Source organism: Mesorhizobium sp. GW821-FHT07A06 (assembly GCF_059419085.1).
In genome coordinates this window covers 354,477-371,634 of the sequence record NZ_JBWKRC010000001.1, presented here as the reverse complement: position 1 = coordinate 371,634, position 17,158 = coordinate 354,477, and the positions used below count along the sequence as shown (strand labels likewise).

Annotated in this window: 17 protein-coding genes and 1 pseudogene; 2 read left to right on the top strand and 16 right to left on the bottom strand. The window is 62.3% G+C overall.

Annotated elements, in window-relative coordinates; all coding sequences use genetic code 11:
* Positions 1–136 precede the first annotated feature (136 nt).
* The 16 genes and pseudogenes from AC07SZ_RS01760 to rpoZ form a co-directional block, all read right to left on the bottom strand.
* Positions 137–928 carry an anti-sigma factor family protein gene (locus tag AC07SZ_RS01760; protein ID WP_056563406.1) on the bottom strand — a complete coding sequence of 264 codons (792 nt, stop codon included), beginning with the start codon at positions 926–928 and terminating at the stop codon, positions 137–139.
* Positions 925–1,443, bottom strand: coding sequence for an RNA polymerase sigma factor (locus AC07SZ_RS01755; protein WP_056563409.1), 519 nt, complete (start codon positions 1,441–1,443; stop codon positions 925–927). The genes AC07SZ_RS01760 and AC07SZ_RS01755 overlap by 4 nt, the downstream gene beginning before the upstream one ends.
* A gap of 162 nt (positions 1,444–1,605) precedes the next feature.
* On the bottom strand, positions 1,606–4,374 hold the full coding sequence (locus tag AC07SZ_RS01750; protein WP_494913085.1) for a DUF2339 domain-containing protein: 2,769 nt from the start codon (positions 4,372–4,374) through the stop codon (positions 1,606–1,608).
* Positions 4,375–4,456: 82 nt separating this feature from the next.
* Positions 4,457–4,975, bottom strand: coding sequence for a PaaI family thioesterase (locus tag AC07SZ_RS01745; RefSeq protein ID WP_494913084.1), 519 nt, complete (start codon positions 4,973–4,975; stop codon positions 4,457–4,459).
* On the bottom strand, positions 4,972–5,733 hold the full coding sequence (gene recO, locus AC07SZ_RS01740) for a DNA repair protein RecO (RefSeq protein WP_056563417.1): 762 nt from the start codon (positions 5,731–5,733) through the stop codon (positions 4,972–4,974). The genes AC07SZ_RS01745 and recO overlap by 4 nt, the downstream gene beginning before the upstream one ends.
* Before the next feature lie 137 nt (positions 5,734–5,870).
* A complete protein-coding gene (locus AC07SZ_RS01735) occupies positions 5,871–6,977 on the bottom strand; it encodes a porin (protein ID WP_140768530.1) in 1,107 nt (368 codons plus the stop codon).
* A gap of 597 nt (positions 6,978–7,574) precedes the next feature.
* Positions 7,575–8,077, bottom strand: a pseudogene (locus tag AC07SZ_RS01730) (phosphotransferase).
* A 6-nt stretch (positions 8,078–8,083) separates the two neighbouring features.
* Positions 8,084–9,016: a GTPase Era gene (gene era / locus AC07SZ_RS01725; protein ID WP_494913083.1), complete on the bottom strand. Its 933-nt coding sequence runs from the start codon at positions 9,014–9,016 to the stop codon at positions 8,084–8,086.
* Positions 9,001–9,714, bottom strand: a complete 714-nt coding sequence (gene rnc / locus AC07SZ_RS01720; RefSeq protein ID WP_056563425.1) for a ribonuclease III — start codon at positions 9,712–9,714, stop codon at positions 9,001–9,003. Before rnc ends, era begins: the two co-directional genes overlap by 16 nt.
* A 2-nt stretch (positions 9,715–9,716) precedes the next feature.
* Positions 9,717–10,466, bottom strand: coding sequence for a signal peptidase I (gene lepB / locus AC07SZ_RS01715; RefSeq protein WP_056563428.1), 750 nt, complete (start codon positions 10,464–10,466; stop codon positions 9,717–9,719).
* A gap of 77 nt (positions 10,467–10,543) precedes the next feature.
* Positions 10,544–10,957, bottom strand: coding sequence for a holo-ACP synthase (gene acpS / locus AC07SZ_RS01710; protein ID WP_056563432.1), 414 nt, complete (start codon positions 10,955–10,957; stop codon positions 10,544–10,546).
* The gene (locus AC07SZ_RS01705; RefSeq protein WP_056563435.1) at positions 10,954–11,553 is read right to left on the bottom strand and encodes a DUF2062 domain-containing protein; all 600 of its coding nucleotides are present in this window, start codon (positions 11,551–11,553) and stop codon (positions 10,954–10,956) included. Before AC07SZ_RS01705 ends, acpS begins: the two co-directional genes overlap by 4 nt.
* A 261-nt stretch (positions 11,554–11,814) precedes the next feature.
* Entirely contained in the window at positions 11,815–12,195 is a 381-nt protein-coding gene (locus tag AC07SZ_RS01700) for a VOC family protein (protein ID WP_056563438.1), read from the bottom strand.
* A 13-nt stretch (positions 12,196–12,208) separates the two neighbouring features.
* Entirely contained in the window at positions 12,209–12,787 is a 579-nt protein-coding gene (pyrE, locus tag AC07SZ_RS01695; RefSeq protein WP_494913082.1) for an orotate phosphoribosyltransferase, read from the bottom strand.
* Between the two features lie 23 nt (positions 12,788–12,810).
* Entirely contained in the window at positions 12,811–15,039 is a 2,229-nt protein-coding gene (locus tag AC07SZ_RS01690; protein WP_056563445.1) for a RelA/SpoT family protein, read from the bottom strand.
* 128 nt (positions 15,040–15,167) lie between these two features.
* Complete coding sequence (rpoZ, locus tag AC07SZ_RS01685) at positions 15,168–15,569, bottom strand: DNA-directed RNA polymerase subunit omega (protein WP_056563448.1); 402 nt, start codon at positions 15,567–15,569, stop codon at positions 15,168–15,170.
* A gap of 323 nt (positions 15,570–15,892) precedes the next feature.
* On the opposite strand from rpoZ, the gene AC07SZ_RS01680 reads away from it, so the two are divergent.
* Together AC07SZ_RS01680 and AC07SZ_RS01675 are read left to right on the top strand one after the other, a co-directional pair.
* Complete coding sequence (locus AC07SZ_RS01680) at positions 15,893–16,474, top strand: LabA-like NYN domain-containing protein (RefSeq protein WP_056563452.1); 582 nt, start codon at positions 15,893–15,895, stop codon at positions 16,472–16,474.
* An 11-nt stretch (positions 16,475–16,485) separates the two neighbouring features.
* Entirely contained in the window at positions 16,486–17,142 is a 657-nt protein-coding gene (locus AC07SZ_RS01675) for a uracil-DNA glycosylase (RefSeq protein ID WP_056563455.1), read from the top strand.
* Positions 17,143–17,158 lie beyond the last annotated feature (16 nt).

Here is a 17,158-nt window from a genome sequence, read left to right as displayed (position 1 = left end):
GCCGGTATTCATCAAGCGCTATCGCTCCTTGATTAGGGCCGAATTGTGACAGGTTCCGTGGCGGCAAGAAAGCTCGCGGGCTTTGAACAGAATCGCTTTTTTTACAGGTCGCCGGCGGCGGATGATCGCGGCCAACTCAGCTTGCCAGGCCTGCCAGAAGCTGGCCATAGGCACTCTTGGCCACGACCGCCAATTGCTCGCGCGGCAGCGAACCGACGACGGCGCAGCCATAGCCCTTGTCCAGCCAGTAGACAGCCTGCGGGCCATCCTGCGCCGAAGCGTAGGTGCCCTTGGCATTCTCCGTCGCCTCGGCCGTGACGAAGAGGGATATGCGCTCGCCCTTGTCGTCCTCGTAGAGCAGCATCGCGGCCTTGCTTTCGCCAGCAGGCAGCAACCGGCCGCCGATCAGTTGAAAGCCGTTCGCGCTCAAGTCCGGCGCCACCAGCTTCAGCCCGACCCGGTTGGACAGCCAGGTCTGCAAATGATCCTTGTCGCTGGCCGGCACTTCCACCGCATGCCGCTTCTCGGCAGCGTAGATGACATGGGCGGCGATCGCTTGTTCGGCCAGCCGATCCTCGGCGGGATTCTCCTGTCCGATGCCGTCAATGCCGGCAAAGTAGCCGCCAAATCCGCCCATGGCCAGAAGCACGGCCGCAGCCGCGGCAAGCCACCAGCGCGAGCGTGGTATCGCCGTTCTAACAGGCGCTTCGCCGAGCACCATCTTGCGCAAGCGCGCGGGAACAGGCTCATCCAGCACACCGGCAAAGGCCGAGCGCAAAGCCTCCCGGTCGGCTGTGAAGCGGGCGCTTCTGGCCTTCATCTCGGGATTGGCATCAAGCCAGGCATCGTAATCGGTACGCTCGTCGGCCGGCAGTTCGCCATCGAGCGCCATATGGATGTCACGTTCGGAAAAATCGCGGCGGATCATTTCTCGACGATCCTTATCGCGCGCCGGCGTGCCGTGTCATCCAGCAATCCGCGCAATTCCTCACGCCCGCGTGCAATGCGCGACATCAGCGTGCCGGCGGGCACGCCCAGAATATTGGCGGCCTCGGCATAGGAAAACCCTTCGATGGCAACCATGACAAGGGCCGCGCGGCGATCGGGGCTGATCGCCTGCAGCGCGTCGATGATCTCGCGCGAGGCAATGCCCTCCAACTGTTCGGCCGGCTGGGCAACCGCCTCGCCCGCCTCCAGTGGAAGCATCGCCGCTTCGCCGCGACGGTTCACCTTGCGCATCTGGTCGATGAACAAATGATGCATGATCGTAAACAGCCACCTCCTGGGGCTTTCTCCCGTCTGCCAGTTGTCGAGCCGCATGAGTGCGCGCTCGAGACAGTCCTGAACGAGATCGTCGGCAGAATCGCGGTCGCGCAAAAGCGAGCGTGCGTAGCGGCGCAGGCGCGGTATTTCGCCAAGGATTGCTGCCTTCTTTTCGTCCATGACCGCTGGTTCTGAGGTCGCCCTTTGTTAATCCCGATTGAACGCGCCTTTCCGGCGTGGCGCAAGCGGCCAGCGCGAAGCGGTCCGCCGCCCTGGTCACCCAAGCAATGAGATAACGCTGGCGAGTGCCGGATTATTCCCGGCTGGTTGAGCGCCGTGCCGTCATTGCTCCGCGACCGGTATCGTCTCCTTCGCAGCCCTGGTCAGCAGCCGCTGGTAAAACAGGCCGATGCCGATCAGCACGGCGCCAAGGCCTATGAAGGACAGCGCCCTGAGCACGCCTTCCAACTCCGACATGTCGAAGAGGAAGACCTTCAGCACCGCAACCGCGATCAGCACGGCGGAGGCAATGCGAAGCACCTGTGACTTCAGCCAGACGCCGGCTGTGAGCAATGCCACGCCGATCACCAGCCAGAGCGCCGAATAGGTGTAGGTTTCCAGCTGGCCGAGGCCGCTCCACAAGCCGATGAACTCGCCCTTGAACAGACGCCTCACCGAGAACGTGGCATAGGCGAAGGCAAGCACTGCCGCCACCAGTGCCAGCATTGCCGAATACCATCTCGGCCGTTTGCCCCTGCTATAGAGCGCCAGGCCGCCGGCGGCGACCGCTGGCAGCAGATAAGCGAGGAACAACAGGTTGAAGACCGGGATCCGGCCTGTCGATTCGTCAGTGAATAATGGGTTCAGCACCACGAAATGCCGGATGACGATGAGGGCGACCGAAACCACGCCGGCGGCCATCGAACCATGGCGCAGCACCGAACTTGGCGAGCGCATGTCGATGGCTACCAGGATGGCGCCAGCGCCGATGGCGATCAGCGTGTAGATCGCCTGTTCGGCGAGCGTCATCGCGCCCGTGTCGATGACGCCGCCATGCATGGCGTGACGCACCAGCATGGCGACTGTTAGCAGCGCAAACAGCGCCGCGGCCGCCTCCATGGCGAGGCGCGGCCGGCCATTGGTGGTGCCGGCAAGCTGCCAGGCGGCGAAGCCAAAGGCGAGCGCCGGTACGCCATATCCCGGCAGCAGCCAGTTGAACACCGGCGTCGTCGACAGGAATTCGGCGCCGACGATCGTCGGATCGAAGGCGACACGGCCAAGCACCGCTATCACGGCGCCAACCGAAATCCAGCCGAGCACAGGATAAGAACGCCAGCGCGTTGCCAGCGCAGGGACGATGGCCGCGGCACCGAGCAGAATGGTGGTCCAGCCGGAATCGAAAGCCATATGCAGCATCAAGAGGCCGGCGATCGCCGCGCCGCCCAAGGCAAACGACACCGCCATGCCGCCCTTGAGCGGCGGGTCCTCGGCGCGCGCGATCCATTCGCCGCCGGCGGCGAAGACCACGACCAGCAGGGCCGCAACGGCGGCATGGACAAAGTCACGGTCGAGGTTCCCGAAGGTGAACCAGAGCGCCAGCAGGATGACCAGCGGCACGATGACACCCGATGCAGCCCAAGAGGCGGACCGCAACCAGGACGATGCCGCGAACTTGCGGGCGGCCCACAAGCCCGCGCCGATGAAGACCAGGCCCAGTGCAATGCCAATGCGCAAGGTCAGACCATTGGCCGTGGCCAAGGGCAAGCCATCGACGCCGAAAGCGCCGGCCGAAAAATCGGACGCGATCGAGGTTGGCGGGATGATGCCGAGATAGATCAGTGCAGTCGCCAGCCCCGAGGCGTAAAGCAGCGGCAGGGCCGGCGCACGATAGAGCGCAACGGCCACCATCGCCGCGAGGATCGCGGCGCCTGGGAAGGCATAGCCCGCAGCGGCGAAGGCCGGGTCGACCGACAGGCCCAGCGCCGAGAAGGCAACGAACAGACCAGGCACGATGGACGGCCAGTCAAAGGCCCTGCCGGTTTCGTCGCGATGGCCGCCAAGCCAGACAAAAGCGAGGATGGCCAGCGTGACGGCGTCGATGAACAGGATTGCGGACAGGTTCACGCCCGGCGCATCGGTCATGTAGAGGATGGTCCAGATGCCGGTGCCGAAAAAGACGGCCGCCATCAGCGCTTTCCAGTCGCGCAGGCGAGCAATGACGCCGGTGGCGGCGAGCACTATGGCGAGATAGCCGAACAGCGCCCAGGGATTGGGTGCCTGGGAGGCGATCAGCACCGGCGTCACCATGGCGCCGACAAGGCCGATGCCGGCCAGAGCCTGGCCATGGACGAGAGCCGCCGCGATGGTGGCAACGCCGATGGCACCGAGCAGCGTAAAGGCGAGCGCCGGGCCGATGAAGCCGTAAATGCCGTGGGCGGCATAGACGGTGCCGAACAGGATGAAGGCACCGGCCGCCGTCAGGATCGCCGGAATATAAGCGCCCGCAACACCTTGCACCGGCACCTTGAAGCCGGTGCGGCGAATGAACTCGCCGCCGGCGACCAGCACCAAGCCGAGCACCGCTGCCATGGTGAGACGCACGCCAGGGCCGAAAATGCCGGCCTCGATCGTGTAGCGGATCAGGAACAGGCCACCCAGTGCCAGCGCGATGCCGCCGACCCAGACGGCCCAGCGTGTGCCGAGCGCCGTCTCGATATCCGGCTTGCCGGGAGCCTTTGCCGCCACGGCCGGCTCGACAGGTTCAGCTGCCTTCGGAGCCTCGCCCGCGGACCAGGGGCCGGACAGGATCTCGCCCGGTGGGGATTCGGTCTCCGTGGTCGGTGTCTCTGGAGTCGGCGTCTCCGCCACCGCCGGCTCGCTTGCCGCTGACGAGGCGATATCAGCCGCCGCTGCAGCCACCGGCCCGGTGTCCGCCCCGCCATCGGTCGCGGCCTGCTCGGGCGGCTTGGCCACCGGCGGCATAACGCCTGAAAGGACAAGGCTACGCAGCGCGCCAAGCTCGCGCTCGATCAGACCGATGCGGTTCTGCTGGCGTGAAATGATGACGAACAAGGCGATGATGGCGACAAGGCCGATCAGGCTCTCAAACATGGCGGTTCCCCCAAACCAGGCCAGTTTTCACTGACTTTTCATCTCACTGACATTCAAATACGGCGGCCAGACGGCTGGAAACTCAACGTGCCGCCAGATTGGCGGCTGGAAATATCGAACATGTCTCCGTGCCGATTGCCAGCAGCTTGCCGCCGGCATCCTTCAGCGTCGCTTCCGATACGGCTAGCGTGCGGCCCTTGTGGACCACCTTGCCTTCGCAGACCACCTCGCCGGTCCTGGGCGTGATCGGCCGCGTGAGATTCACCTTGAACTCCGCCGTCGAATAGGCCTCGCCTTTTTCAAGCAATGTCTGCACGGCGCAGCCCAATGCCGAATCGAGCAGCGTCGCCGCCCAGCCGCCATGCACGCTGCCCAGCGGGTTGAGGTGACGCTCGCTCGGCATGCCGCGAAAAACCGCCCGCCCCTCCGACACTTCGGAAAGGGCGAAATTCAACTGAAAGGAAATTGGCGGCGCCGGATATCCGCCGTCGATGATGCGCTGCAGCAGTTCCAGGCCAGTGTATTTCAGGATGTCGACGTGAGGAATTGTGCCGAGGCCGAGCGGCGAGACCCGGCCCGGATACAGTTCGACTTCGGTCATGCTGCATTGTCTCCGGCAATGGTCTTGCGCGTCGCATGGTGCTTGCGCAAGGCGGCGAGAAAGCCGGCGCGGGCATCGGGCTGTTCGATGGCACGCGGCTCGTAGACGTGGCGCGTGAAGAAAAACCCGGTCAGCCGGAAGGCATCCTCGACCGCCGCCGGATCCGCACGCAAGCCGGAGCCGCGCTGCAGAAACGCCGGCAGCACCAGCATCTTGTCGCGCCAGGGCGCGCCGGCGTCGCGCGACACCGCGCGGCCCGACTTCGGCGAGACATAGGCAAGGTCCTGCCGCGAGCCGGTGGCGGCGCATTGGCTGAGATCGAGGCCGAAGCCGAGTTCATCAAGGATCAGAAGCTCGAAGCGCGCTACCAACTCTCCGGCGGCATCGGCATCGTCGAGATGGGCGATCATGACGGCGAGCGCTTCGTAAAGGCCGCCATGGGCGTCACGCTCGGGCAACAGGCGCAGATGCGTGGCCATGGTCTGCAGCCCGTAGACGGCGACGGCGCTGTCCATCAGCCGGGCGGCGTTCATTTCGATCGCCTCGACCTGGAACGTACCGAGATGTTCGTCAAGGCGCGCCCGCCATAAGAGATCGACGCGATTGCCGGGTTGGAGAACAGGCTGCTGCTTTCGCGAACGGCCACCGCGAACGAGGCCGAGATAACGGCCATGCGCGCGTGTCATCACCTCGAGAATGGCGCTGGTTTCGCCATGCTTGCGGGTGCCGAGAATGATTCCCTCATCGCGCCATTCCATGCCCAGAGCTTTTCACCGATCGGGTGGCGAAATCAAGGTATGGGCCTGGCGCCTGGGCAGATCGTGAGCGGGACTCGGCGCAAAAAACCGCCCGTAGCGGTGTGCCACGGGCGGTTCGATGACGATCGGTCGATCTGTTAGAATGAACGCTGGAAGCGGAAAATGCCACCGATCGCGTCTGAGTTGTTCTTGTCGAAATTGTCGTAATAATCGACTTCGGCGGTGATCGTGTAGCCCGGGACGATCGTGTAAGCCACGTTGGCCGCCACCGCGAAGTCGCTGGCATCGGTGTAGGAGACCTGTGCGTTGAGTGCGACCTTCTTGTTCACCGTGTAGGTGCCACCGCCCCAGACCGCGAAGTTTCCATTCCAAGGCTTGTAGAAGCTCTTGGCAACGTTGTCGTCGGTGCCGTAACCAACCATTGCGAACAAGGTCAGATCCGCCGTCGCCTTCAGGTCAAGACGGGCCTTGCCTGCCCATTCTTCCCAGTTGCTGTTGTAGGCGCCAACCGCGGTGATCGCACCCCAATCGCCCTTGTACTTCACACCGCCGACAACATGCGGAACGTAGCTGTCGATGGTCTCTGTTGTGCCGGAACCTTCTTCCAGCGAAGCTACGGCCGAGAAGCCGTTGCCGATGTCAAAGTAGTAGCTGATCAGGTTGGTGTCTTTAATACCATATTTTATGATCGTATCCTGCACGACGTTACCAGCGTAGCCGATGAACGAATCATAAGGGGTTTCATCCTTACCGACGCGTAGACCACCAAGCTGTATCCAGGCGAAATTCAGGGTAACACTCTTGTTGGCAGCGCCTGCATTGTAGCTTTCAGTATATTGATTGTAGCTTGCAATGCCGCTTTTTGAAGTGTTGCCGAAATTAAAGCGGGTTTCAGTGTAGGTCTTCAACGTGCCAAGCTCGGTTTCCTGGCCGGTCCACGTCTTCAAATTGAAGCGAGTGTTTTTCAACCAGGTTCCCTGCTGGCTACCGTCGCGGACATCAGTGGCGCGAGCGCCGTCCAACGAGCCGACATCACCAAAACCGGCGTCATAGCGGATATAGCCGCCGATGCGCAGGCAGGTCTCGGTGCCCGGGATGTAGAAGTAGCCGGCGCCGTAGACGTCGCAGATCTTGACGTATTCGGCCGGTTCCGGTTCGGCGACGACAACCGCGTCCGCGGCGCGAGCGCCGGAAACCGCGATCAGGGCCGCGGCTGAGCCGAGAAGGAGGCTCTTGATGTTCATTTTCTGACCTCTCCAGTCATAGTTTAAATGGCTTCGGATTTGTGGCTGGCGGATATGTTTTCCCGCCTCACCCCCACAACGAAAAGGCGCGCACCGCGTCCCCTTTTCGCGGCGAACATACCCATCAATCCTCCGCCTTCAATGACGGTTTTGGAAATAACGTCGATTCTTTGAACAGATTAATGCCGTGTTGCACAAATAACACTAGATTACATCGCAATTGGCACAAATGGCACAACGTCATATATTTAATATATATTCAGATAGTTTCTCGGCTAACTATGATTTCAGCACAATATATTTCGAATTTGCAGTCAAATGATGATATTTTCGATATTTTTCGGGAAAAGTAACCGCAATTTTGCGTGCGGCATATCCGGGGCAGCATCCTCCGCTCAGCGGTATTGCGAGGAAATTCCAATGCTCTGCCAGATCGGCCAAAATCTCGCCGAGCCGGTCGAAACACGCCGGCGTGGGGCTGCAGTGCTCTCGATTAGGACAGCAGCCTGCTCATCGTGCGCCGGTGTGGGATCGCTTTCTCAAACCCAACGCGGCAAACACAGGCGAGCGGAAACAAGGACGATTCGAGGAATCACGTCACGTCCGGTGGCTGAGATCGGCCAGCACCGCGTCGATGACACGCCAGGATTTTTCGATCTCAACCAGATTGTCTATGCGGCCAGCGACCGTGATCAGCGCCTTCCACAGCGCCCAGCCACGCCCGCGTGCCCAGGTCGGCTCATCGACGGCAAGACCGGTGCGGAAAACCTCCCTGCTCTCGCCCTCAAACAAGGTCCAGACGATCGCCAGGTCGCAGGACGGATCGCCGACACCCGACGTGCCGAAGTCGATCACCGCGCTCAAACGATCCTTTTCGACAAGCAGGTCGCCCCAGCTGACATCGCCATGGAACCAGACCGGTGCCCCGTGCCAGGTGGCGGCTAGGGCAGCCGCACGGTCATCTCGTCGCCAAGATGAAAGGTCCTGTTGTCCCATCCGCCAAGTTCAACGGGCCTGACTGCAAGACCCTTCCACAAGGGGAATTGCGTGACGACCAGCCGGCGGACCAGAGCCGTATCGATGATGAGCCTGCTATCCATGGGCCGCTAGTGCGGGAATTCGAGACCCATCTCGCGGTAGCGCTCGGGATCGTCACCCCAGTTCTCGCGCACCTTGACGAACAGGAAGAGGTGCACCTTCTGTTCGAGGATGCTTGCAATCTCCATGCGTGCCGCCTGGCCGATGGCACGGATGGTTTCGCCCTTGTGACCAAGCACGATCTTCTTCTGGCTGTCGCGCTCCACATAAATGGTCTGGTCGATGCGCACCGAGCCGTCCGGTTTTTCTTCCCATTTCTCGGTCTCGATATGCGAGGAATAGGGCAGTTCCTGATGCAGCCTGAGATAGAGTTTTTCGCGGGTGATCTCGGCCGCCAGCTGGCGCATCGGCAGATCCGAGATTTGGTCTTCCGGATAATACCAGGGGCCGGCCGGCAGCGCCTGCGCCAGATAGTCGAGCAGATCCTTGCAACCGGAGCCGGTCAGTGCGGAGACCATGAAGGTGCGCTTGAAAGGCACTTTGTCGTTCGCGGCCGCGGACAGGGCCAGGAGCGTCTCATGCTTGACCCGGTCGACCTTGTTGAGGATCAGCGCCATCGGCTGGCGCACGTCCTTCAGGCGTTCGAGGATGGCGTCGGCATCGCCCCTGATGCCGCGCTCGGCGTCGATCAGCAGCAGAACGATGTCGGCATCCTTGGCGCCGCCCCACGCGGTGGTCACCATCGCCGTATCGAGGCGCCGCTTCGGCTTGAAGATACCCGGCGTGTCCACGAAGACGATCTGGGCGTTGTCATGCGTGGCGATGCCACGAACGATGGCGCGTGTCGTCTGCACCTTGTGCGTAACGATCGACACCTTGGCGCCGACCAATTGGTTGACCAGCGTCGACTTGCCCGCATTGGGCGCGCCGATCAGAGCGACAAATCCGGAATGCGTGGCGGGGGCTTCAGCAGTTTCAATATCAGTCATGCTGCGTTCCATACACCTTCGCGCAGCAGAAGGGCAGCCGCGGCCGCCTGCTCCGCTTCACGCTTGGAACGGCCGCTGCCTGTCGCCGGCTGAAATGCACCGACCCTGACGCTGACAGTGAACAACGGATCGTGGTCCGGCCCCTCGCGGCTGTCGATGTTGTAAGCCGGGACGGCATTCGCCGCCTGATGCGCCCATTCCTGCAATTCGGTCTTGGCGTCGCGGCGCGCGGCGCCCGAAGCCTGCGAACGCGGCTGCCAGTATTTGTGGATGAAAGCGCGCGCCGCCTCCAGGCCACCGTCGAGATAGAGCACGGCGATCAGCGATTCCAGTGCGTCGGCGCGCAGATTGACGCGCTTGCGGCCCTCGAGCCCGCGCACATCGGATCCAGCGCGGATGAGGTCCGGCAACCCGATATGCTCGGCGATCTCGGAAAGTGCCTCGGCGTTGACCAGCGCATTGAGCCGCAATGACAACTCGCCTTCCGCCGCATCGGGAAAAGCAGCCAGCAGCATGTCGGCAACGACCAGACCAAGAACCCGATCGCCGAGAAATTCGAAACGCTCATAGTCCGTGCCGGCATTGGCGCCCCGGGCACTGGCATGGGTGAGCGCGCGCTGCAGACGCTGGCGGTCGGCAAAGGCATGGCCCGTGCGTTCCACAAGCGCTTCGGCGAGCGCATCGGCGGTCATCCGCTTCGCCGCTGCCATCCCTAATTGACGAAATGGAACAGGCGCGAAACGCGCATCAGCGACGGCCATTTCCAGATTTCGAGAGGGCTTGCCTTGCCGGCGATCGAGAAGAAGACGAGGTTGGCACGGCCAACCAGGTTCTCGGCGGGAACGTAGCCGACGGTGAAACGGCTATCGGCGGAATTGTCCCTGTTGTCGCCCATCATGAAATAGTGACCGGGCGGCACGTCGAATTCACGCGTGTTGTCGCCGATCGAATTCGGATTGAGGTCGAGCGTGTCGTAGCTGACGCCGTTGGGCAGGGTTTCCCTGTAGACGTCGATCGGCTGAGGCATTTCGGTGATATCGGGATTGTCGATCTGGCCGGTCTTCACGCGCGGCACGCCGACGCCGTTGATGAACAGCTGGCCATCCTTCATCTGGATCTTGTCACCAGGCAAGCCGACAACGCGCTTGATGTAATCGACGGACGGATCCGGCGGGAACTTGAACACCACCACATCGCCGCGCTTGGGCTCGGAGCCCCAAATACGGCCCGAGAAGAGATCGGGGCCGAAAGGCAACGAATAGCGCGAATAGCCGTAGGACCATTTGGTGACGAACAGATAGTCGCCTTCCAGAAGCGTCGGCCGCATTGATCCCGACGGGATCGAAAAGGGCTGAAACAAGAGCGTGCGGATGACGAGCGCGAGCAAGAGCGCCTGGACGATGACGCTGACGGTTTCGCCAAGCCCGCCGGATTTCTTCTGGGATTTTTCAGCCACGCTCATGTCGTCCTCGATTGTGCGTTGGATGTATAGAGTCTCGGCGCGCGCTGGGCAACGTCAATGCCGGACGTCAGATGCAATCAATGTGGCGCTTCTTCGACGGGCAACGCCTCGATGATCACAAAGGCTTGAGCGAGCGGGAAATCATCCGTGATGGTGAGGTGGATCGCTGCCCTATGGCCTCGGGGCAGTATCTTTTGCAGCCGCGCCAGCGCTCCGCCCGTCAGCGCCATCGTCGGCGCGCCGCTGGGCAGGTTGACGACGCCCATGTCGCGCCAGAAGACGCCTTGCGCCAGACCGGTACCCAGCGCCTTGGCGCAAGCCTCCTTGGCGGCGAAGCGCTTAGCGTAGGAGGCTGCGCGGGCGCCGCGGCTCTCCGAACGCGCCTGTTCGACCTCGGTGTAGATTCTCTGGACGAAGCGTTGACCATGACGCTCCAGCGATTTCTCGATGCGCCTGATATCGATCAGATCGCTGCCGATGCCGATGATCATCGGGCGGCTGAACCGATGCCTGCCCCGGGATGGGCCGACTGCTCACGGCGGCTTGCGCGCTCTGCCAGCCGCTTGCGCCTTTGCTCGCGGAAGACATTCATGCCCCAGCGCGTGATACCGTAGAACAGGAGGCCGAACACCAGCCCGAGCGGTACCGCGCCGATCAGCATGGGCTCCAGAACGGGATGCCACAGTTTCGCGAAGGAAAGCTTGTGCATCATCTCGCCCAGATGAGCCGGTGGGCCATGCGCCGGAAGACGATCGTGCAGGATGAGCTTGCCGGTTTCCCAGGAAGCGCCCCAAAGAATGGGAAAAGTCAGCGGATTGCCAAAGAAGACAGCGCCGAGCGCCGCCGCCACCAGATTGCCGGCGATAACCCAACACAGAACGGCGGCAATGATGAAATGGAAGCCCACGGGAAAGAACGAGGCGAAGACACCAGCCGCCACCCCGGCGGCCACCGCATGCGGCGTGGCCTTCAGGCGCAGGATGCGCTTGGAAAAATATTGCAGCGAGCGCGAGAACGAACGGCGCGGCCACAGATAGGTGCGCACCCGCTCCAGGAGACCATCAGGCTTGCGGCGACGAAAAAGCACTCTCTTCCTATTCCCGATACTTTACAGCTTACATGCCAGCTGTCTCCAGCCGGGCTTCAACCGCCACATCTTGCGCTTTGCGGCCACTGAAAGGCAATCGCAACCTTGATATAGCGATACGTAACCCCGACAACAACCGAAGGCCGCCTGCACGGCGGCCGCACCGCCATAATTCTTGGTAAGGTTCACGCTTCCAACCGGACAATCACGGCGAATTTGAGAAGTGCCTTCGGCTTTTGCCGCAGTCGAATGCCTGAGATACTACCGCAGGTATCGGCTGACCTCGACAAGATTGCCATCCGGGTCGCGAAAATAGACGGACATCATCGGCCCCCGTGCCCCGATGCGTTCGACCGGTCCCAATTCGAGCACAACGCCATTGGCTTCGAGACGGGCAAGGATTTCGTCGAGCGGCTGTTCGGTGATCAGACAGAAATCGCCTGAGCCCGGCGTCGGCGACTTCGCCTTGGGCTCGAAAGTGCGGCTGATCTCATGGACATTGATCTTCTGGCCGCCAAAAGCCAGCGCCGTCGGCCGCCCCGGCGCATCGATGCGCCCAAAGCCCAGCACGCGCTGGTAAAAGGCGCAGGTCGCCTCGAGCGAGGCCACCGTCAACACGAAATGATCGATGCCAACGATCATTTCGACCTCCTCTTCAGATATTGCGGCTGCCGGGCTTGACCGGGGGTATCGCGGCAAGCTCCGGCGGCAGCCGATCCGGCGGATAGGCCGGAACCTCGTATTCGGCGAGTGCGATCAGCGGCACGCCGACATGGGTCTTCCCGGCCGAACGGTCGATGATGCAGGCCGCGGCCACCACCTCGGCGCCAAGGTCGCGCAGGCACTCGATGGTTTCGCGGATCGACAGGCCGGTGGTGACGATGTCCTCGACGATAACGACGCGCGCGCCCCGAGCGATCTCGAAACGGCGTAGGCGGAACTCGCCCCCTTCCCGCTCGACCCAGATCGCCGGCACGCCGAGATGACGCGAGGTCTCGTAGGCCGGGATCAGGCCGCCGATCGCCGGGCCGACGACATAGTCTATCTTGCCCGGCACCGCGGCGCGGATCTTCTCGGCCAGCGCGTTGCACAACCGTTCGGTCTTGTCGGCATGCATGAACACTCGCGCCTTCTGCAGGAAGACCGGGCTGCGCAGGCCCGACGTCAGGATGAAATGCCCCTCCAGAACAGCGCCAGCCTCGCGGAAAATGCCCAGCACTTCATCGGTGTCCATCAGGTCCCCCAGCAGCTATTGTTTTAACCGTTCACGCGCCGTGCATCGCTGACGCTGGAATTGTCCTTGAGCTGCGACAGCAGCCGGTTGAGATGCTTCAGATCCCAGACTTCGAGATCGATCAGCATTTCGGTGAAGTCGGGCGCGGTGCGCACCATCGACAGCGTATGAATGTTGGCGTCGTTGGACGCGACGACCTGGGCTATGTCGGCGAGCGATCCCGGTGCATTGATGGCGGTGACCGAGACACGCGCGGGGAACCGTTCCTTGGTGCGCTCGTCTATGTCCCAGCGCACGTCGATCCAACGCTCGGGCTGGTCGTCGAAGGCCTGCAGGGCCGGCGACTGGATCGGATAGATGGTGATGCCGGTGCCCGGCTGGACGATGCCGACGATGCGGTCGCCGGGCACGGCACCCTCCGGCGCAAAGCGCACCGGCAGGTCGCCGCGCACGCCTCGGATCGGCACGGCGCCGTCGCGTGGCTGGTCCTTGTCCTTGCGCGCCGCGCGGCCGGGAATCTGGAACAGCATGCCGGCGGCGTTGCGGATCTTCGACCAACCTTCCTCGCGCTGCTTGGGGGCCGCGGGCGTGACGCGCTCGTCCTTGTAGTCGGGGAAGACCGCCTTCATGACGTCGGTGGAGGCCAATTCGCCACGGCCGACGGAGGCCAGCACGTCCTCGATGTCCTTGCGCGCCAGCCGGTGCAGAACCGGCTTCAGGCTTTCCTTGGTGAAATTCTTGCCGGCCCGCTCGAAGGCGCGCTCCAGAATGCGCGCGCCGAGGCCCGAATACTGTTTGCGGATGGCGTTCTTGGTGGCACGACGAATGGCGGCGCGCGCCTTGCCGGTGACGACGACCGATTCCCACGCGGCCGGCGGCACCTGCGCCTTGGAGCGGATGATCTCGACCTCGTCGCCGTTCTTCAGCTCCGTCATCAGCGGCATGATGCGGCCATTGACCTTGGCACCGACGCAGGTGTCACCGACATCGGTATGCACGGCGTAGGCGAAGTCGATAGGTGTAGCGCCACGCGGCAAGGCGATCAGCATACCCTTCGGCGTGAAGCAGAACACCTGATCCTGGAACAGCTCCAGCTTCGTGTTTTCGAGAAAGTCCTCGGGATTGTCGCCCTCGGCGAGTTGCTCGATGGTGCGCCGCAGCCAGGCATAGGCATTGGTCTCCTTCGAGATCGCGTGGCCGGCGCCGTTCGTCTTGCCGCCGGTGTCCTTGTAGATCGAATGGGCCGCGACGCCGTATTCGGCAATCTTGTTCATCTCGCGGGTGCGGATCTGCAATTCGACGCGCTGGCGCGACGGCCCGACGATGGTGGTGTGGATCGAACGGTAGTCGTTCTGCTTCGGCGTCGAGATGTAATCCTTGAAGCGCCCCGGCACCATCGACCATGTGGTGTGGATGGCGCCAAGCGCCCGGTAACAGTCCTCGACCGTATCCACGACGACGCGGAAGCCGAAAATATCGGACAGTTGCTCGAAGGACAGCGCCTTGGCCTCCATCTTGCGGAACACCGACCAAGGCTTCTTCTGTCGGCTCTTCACGCTGGCGTTGATGGCATGCTTTTCAAACAGCGCCGACAGCGCCTTTTCAATGTCGGTCAGCACGCCCTTGTTGCGCTCGAAGATCTCGGCAAGCCGCGCGGTGACGGCGCGGTAGGCTTCCGGATTGATGAAGCGGAAGGCGATCTCCTCCAGCTCTTCGCGCATGCCTTGCATGCCCATGCGCCCGGCCAGCGGCGCGTAAATGTCCATCGTCTCCTCGGCGATGCGCAGGCGTTTGGCCTCGGGCATATGGTCGAGGGTGCGCATGTTGTGCAGCCGGTCGGCAAGCTTGACCAGCAGCACGCGGACATCTTCCGAAATCGCCAGCAGAAGCTTGCGCAGGTTTTCCGCCTGTTCCGCCTTCTTCGACACGAGATCAAGCTTCTTGAGCTTGGTCAGGCCCTCGACCAGCTTGCCCATTTCGGGACCGAACAGATCGTCGATCTCGGCCCGCGTCGCCGTGGTATCCTCGATGGTGTCGTGCAGCAGGGCAACGGCGATCGTCGCCTCGTCCATGTGCATTTCAGTGAGAATGGCGGCGACTTCGAGCGGATGCGAGAAATAAGGGTCGCCGGAAGCGCGCTTCTGGTGGCCATGCTTCTGCATGGCATAGACGTAGGCCTTGTTGAGCAATGCCTCGTTGACGTCAGGCTTGTAGCGCTGGACGCGCTCGACAAGCTCATACTGACGCATCATGGGCGGAATCTCTCGGCGATGACATGAATCATGCGCCGCACTGCTGTACGGCGCATGTCATAGATAGCCACGAAACTGCCGAGACGGAAGTGCCGGAAGCGTGTTCCGCGCAGGTCCAGAAAACTCTCTCAGTAATCGTCACTCTTCTCAGGCGGCACAAGGCCTTCGATGCCGGCCAACAGATCTTCCTCGGTCATGCGATCGAAGGTGATGTTGTCCTCGGCATCGTCGGTTTCGGCGGCCGCGACGGCACCACCGGTCTGATCGGCGATCACCTCGCCATCGGCTTCGGGCTCGTCGACCTCGACATGCTTCTGCAGCGAGTGGATCAGGTCTTCCTTGAGATCGTCGGGCGACAGCGTCTCGTCGGCGATCTCGCGCAAGGCGATGACGGGGTTCTTGTCGTTGTCGCGAGGAACGGTGATCTGCGCGCCCTGGCTGATCTGGCGAGCACGGTGGCCGGCCAAAAGCACCAGCTCGAAGCGGTTGTCGACCTTGTCGATGCAATCTTCAACGGTTACGCGGGCCATGGACTGCCCCTTTCATGCCTGGATTTAATGGAAAACAGGCGCGGTCCATAACCCGAACGTCGCCAAAATACAAGCATCATGGCATTGGCGGGAGCATTGGGCACCCAATCCCCTGTTCAGACACCGGATTTGGCAAAACCGGACCGCGCCCTCAGTTCAGCGCAGCGATCACAATTGCTTGCACTGCCCCATCACGCCTTGGATTGCCCCCAAACTGGCGTTATCTCGGATGGCCAGGGTCAGCCGGTTTATTATGAGCCTGACCAATAGTCGCTACCGCATTTCGTTTAGACGACCGCATTTTCGAAAAAGGACTATTTTCCATGTTCGACCCTCGTGAAAAAATCGCCCTGTTCATCGACGGTGCCAATCTCTACGCCACGTCGCGGGCGCTCGGCTTCGACATCGACTATCGCAAGCTGCTGTCCAGCTTCCAGAAGCGCGGCTATCTCCTGCGCGCCTATTATTACACGGCGCTGGTCGAGGATCAGGAATACTCCTCGATCCGCCCGCTGATAGACTGGCTCGACTATAACGGCTTCAAGGTGGTGACGAAGCCAGCCAAGGAATTCACCGACTCGACCGGCCGCCGCAAGATCAAAGGCAATATGGACATCGAGCTCACCGTCGATGCGCTGGAACTCGCCGACGTCGTCGATCACTATGTCATCTTTTCGGGCGATGGCGACTTCCGCACGCTCGTCGAGGCGCTGCAGCGGCGCGGCCGCAAGGTATCGATCGTCTCGACCATGGCCTCCCAGCCGCCGATGATCTCGGACGATCTGCGCCGCCAGGCGGACCACTTCATCGACCTGACGACGCTGAAGAACGAAGTCGGCCGCGATCCCTCCGAACGGCCGGTGCGCCGGCCCGAACCGGCTGAAGTCGAAGAGGACGACTACTGAGGTCGGTCGCCTTGATCGCCCTCTCCCGTGCCGAACCCGATCGCGACTGCCCGCTCTGCCCGCGGCTGCATGACTTCATTGCCGAATGGCGGCAGCGCGAGCCGTCATGGTTCAACGCACCGGTGCCAACCTTCCTGCCACTGGGCGGCGAGGACACTGTCCAGCTACTGATCGTCGGGCTGGCGCCCGGCCTGCGCGGCGCCAACCGCACCGGACGCCCCTTCACCGGCGACTATGCCGGCGACCTGCTCTACTCGACGCTGATCGCGCACGGTTTTGCACGCGGTGAATTCAAGGCACGGCCCGATGACGGGCTCGAGCTTGTCGGCACCGCCATCACCAATGCGGTGCGCTGCGTGCCGCCGGAGAACAAGCCGGTCGGTGCCGAGATTTCGACGTGCAGAACATTCCTGGTGCCGACCATCGCCCGCTTTCCGAACCTGCGCGCCGTTCTGGCGCTGGGATCGATCGCGCACCAGTCGACCGTGCGCGCGCTGGGCGAGCGCGTCGCCGCCTATCCGTTTAGACATGGCGGGCAGATGGAGGCCGGCGGTATCACGCTGTTTTCGAGCTATCATTGCTCGCGCTACAACACCAATACCGGCGTTTTGACGGAAGCCATGTTCGTCAATGTATTCAGCCAGATCGCGACGTTCCTGCGGAAATGACGGCGTGCTGTTCTTG

What these genes read in the sequence shown, in the direction of transcription:
- AC07SZ_RS01760 (WP_056563406.1), bottom strand. Translation starts at nt 928, where the DNA reads ATGATCCGCCGCGATTTTTCCGAACGTGACATCCATATGGCGCTCGAT.
- AC07SZ_RS01755 (WP_056563409.1), bottom strand. Translation starts at nt 1,443, where the DNA reads ATGGACGAAAAGAAGGCAGCAATCCTTGGCGAAATACCGCGCCTGCGC.
- AC07SZ_RS01750 (WP_494913085.1), bottom strand. Translation starts at nt 4,374, where the DNA reads ATGTTTGAGAGCCTGATCGGCCTTGTCGCCATCATCGCCTTGTTCGTC.
- AC07SZ_RS01745 (WP_494913084.1), bottom strand. Translation starts at nt 4,975, where the DNA reads ATGACCGAAGTCGAACTGTATCCGGGCCGGGTCTCGCCGCTCGGCCTC.
- recO (WP_056563417.1), bottom strand. Translation starts at nt 5,733, where the DNA reads ATGGAATGGCGCGATGAGGGAATCATTCTCGGCACCCGCAAGCATGGC.
- AC07SZ_RS01735 (WP_140768530.1), bottom strand. Translation starts at nt 6,977, where the DNA reads ATGAACATCAAGAGCCTCCTTCTCGGCTCAGCCGCGGCCCTGATCGCG.
- era (WP_494913083.1), bottom strand. Translation starts at nt 9,016, where the DNA reads ATGGAACGCAGCATGACTGATATTGAAACTGCTGAAGCCCCCGCCACG.
- rnc (WP_056563425.1), bottom strand. Translation starts at nt 9,714, where the DNA reads ATGGCAGCGGCGAAGCGGATGACCGCCGATGCGCTCGCCGAAGCGCTT.
- lepB (WP_056563428.1), bottom strand. Translation starts at nt 10,466, where the DNA reads ATGAGCGTGGCTGAAAAATCCCAGAAGAAATCCGGCGGGCTTGGCGAA.
- acpS (WP_056563432.1), bottom strand. Translation starts at nt 10,957, where the DNA reads ATGATCATCGGCATCGGCAGCGATCTGATCGATATCAGGCGCATCGAG.
- AC07SZ_RS01700 (WP_056563438.1), bottom strand. Translation starts at nt 12,195, where the DNA reads ATGATCGTTGGCATCGATCATTTCGTGTTGACGGTGGCCTCGCTCGAG.
- pyrE (WP_494913082.1), bottom strand. Translation starts at nt 12,787, where the DNA reads ATGGACACCGATGAAGTGCTGGGCATTTTCCGCGAGGCTGGCGCTGTT.
- AC07SZ_RS01690 (WP_056563445.1), bottom strand. Translation starts at nt 15,039, where the DNA reads ATGATGCGTCAGTATGAGCTTGTCGAGCGCGTCCAGCGCTACAAGCCT.
- rpoZ (WP_056563448.1), bottom strand. Translation starts at nt 15,569, where the DNA reads ATGGCCCGCGTAACCGTTGAAGATTGCATCGACAAGGTCGACAACCGC.
- AC07SZ_RS01680 (WP_056563452.1), top strand. Translation starts at nt 15,893, where the DNA reads ATGTTCGACCCTCGTGAAAAAATCGCCCTGTTCATCGACGGTGCCAAT.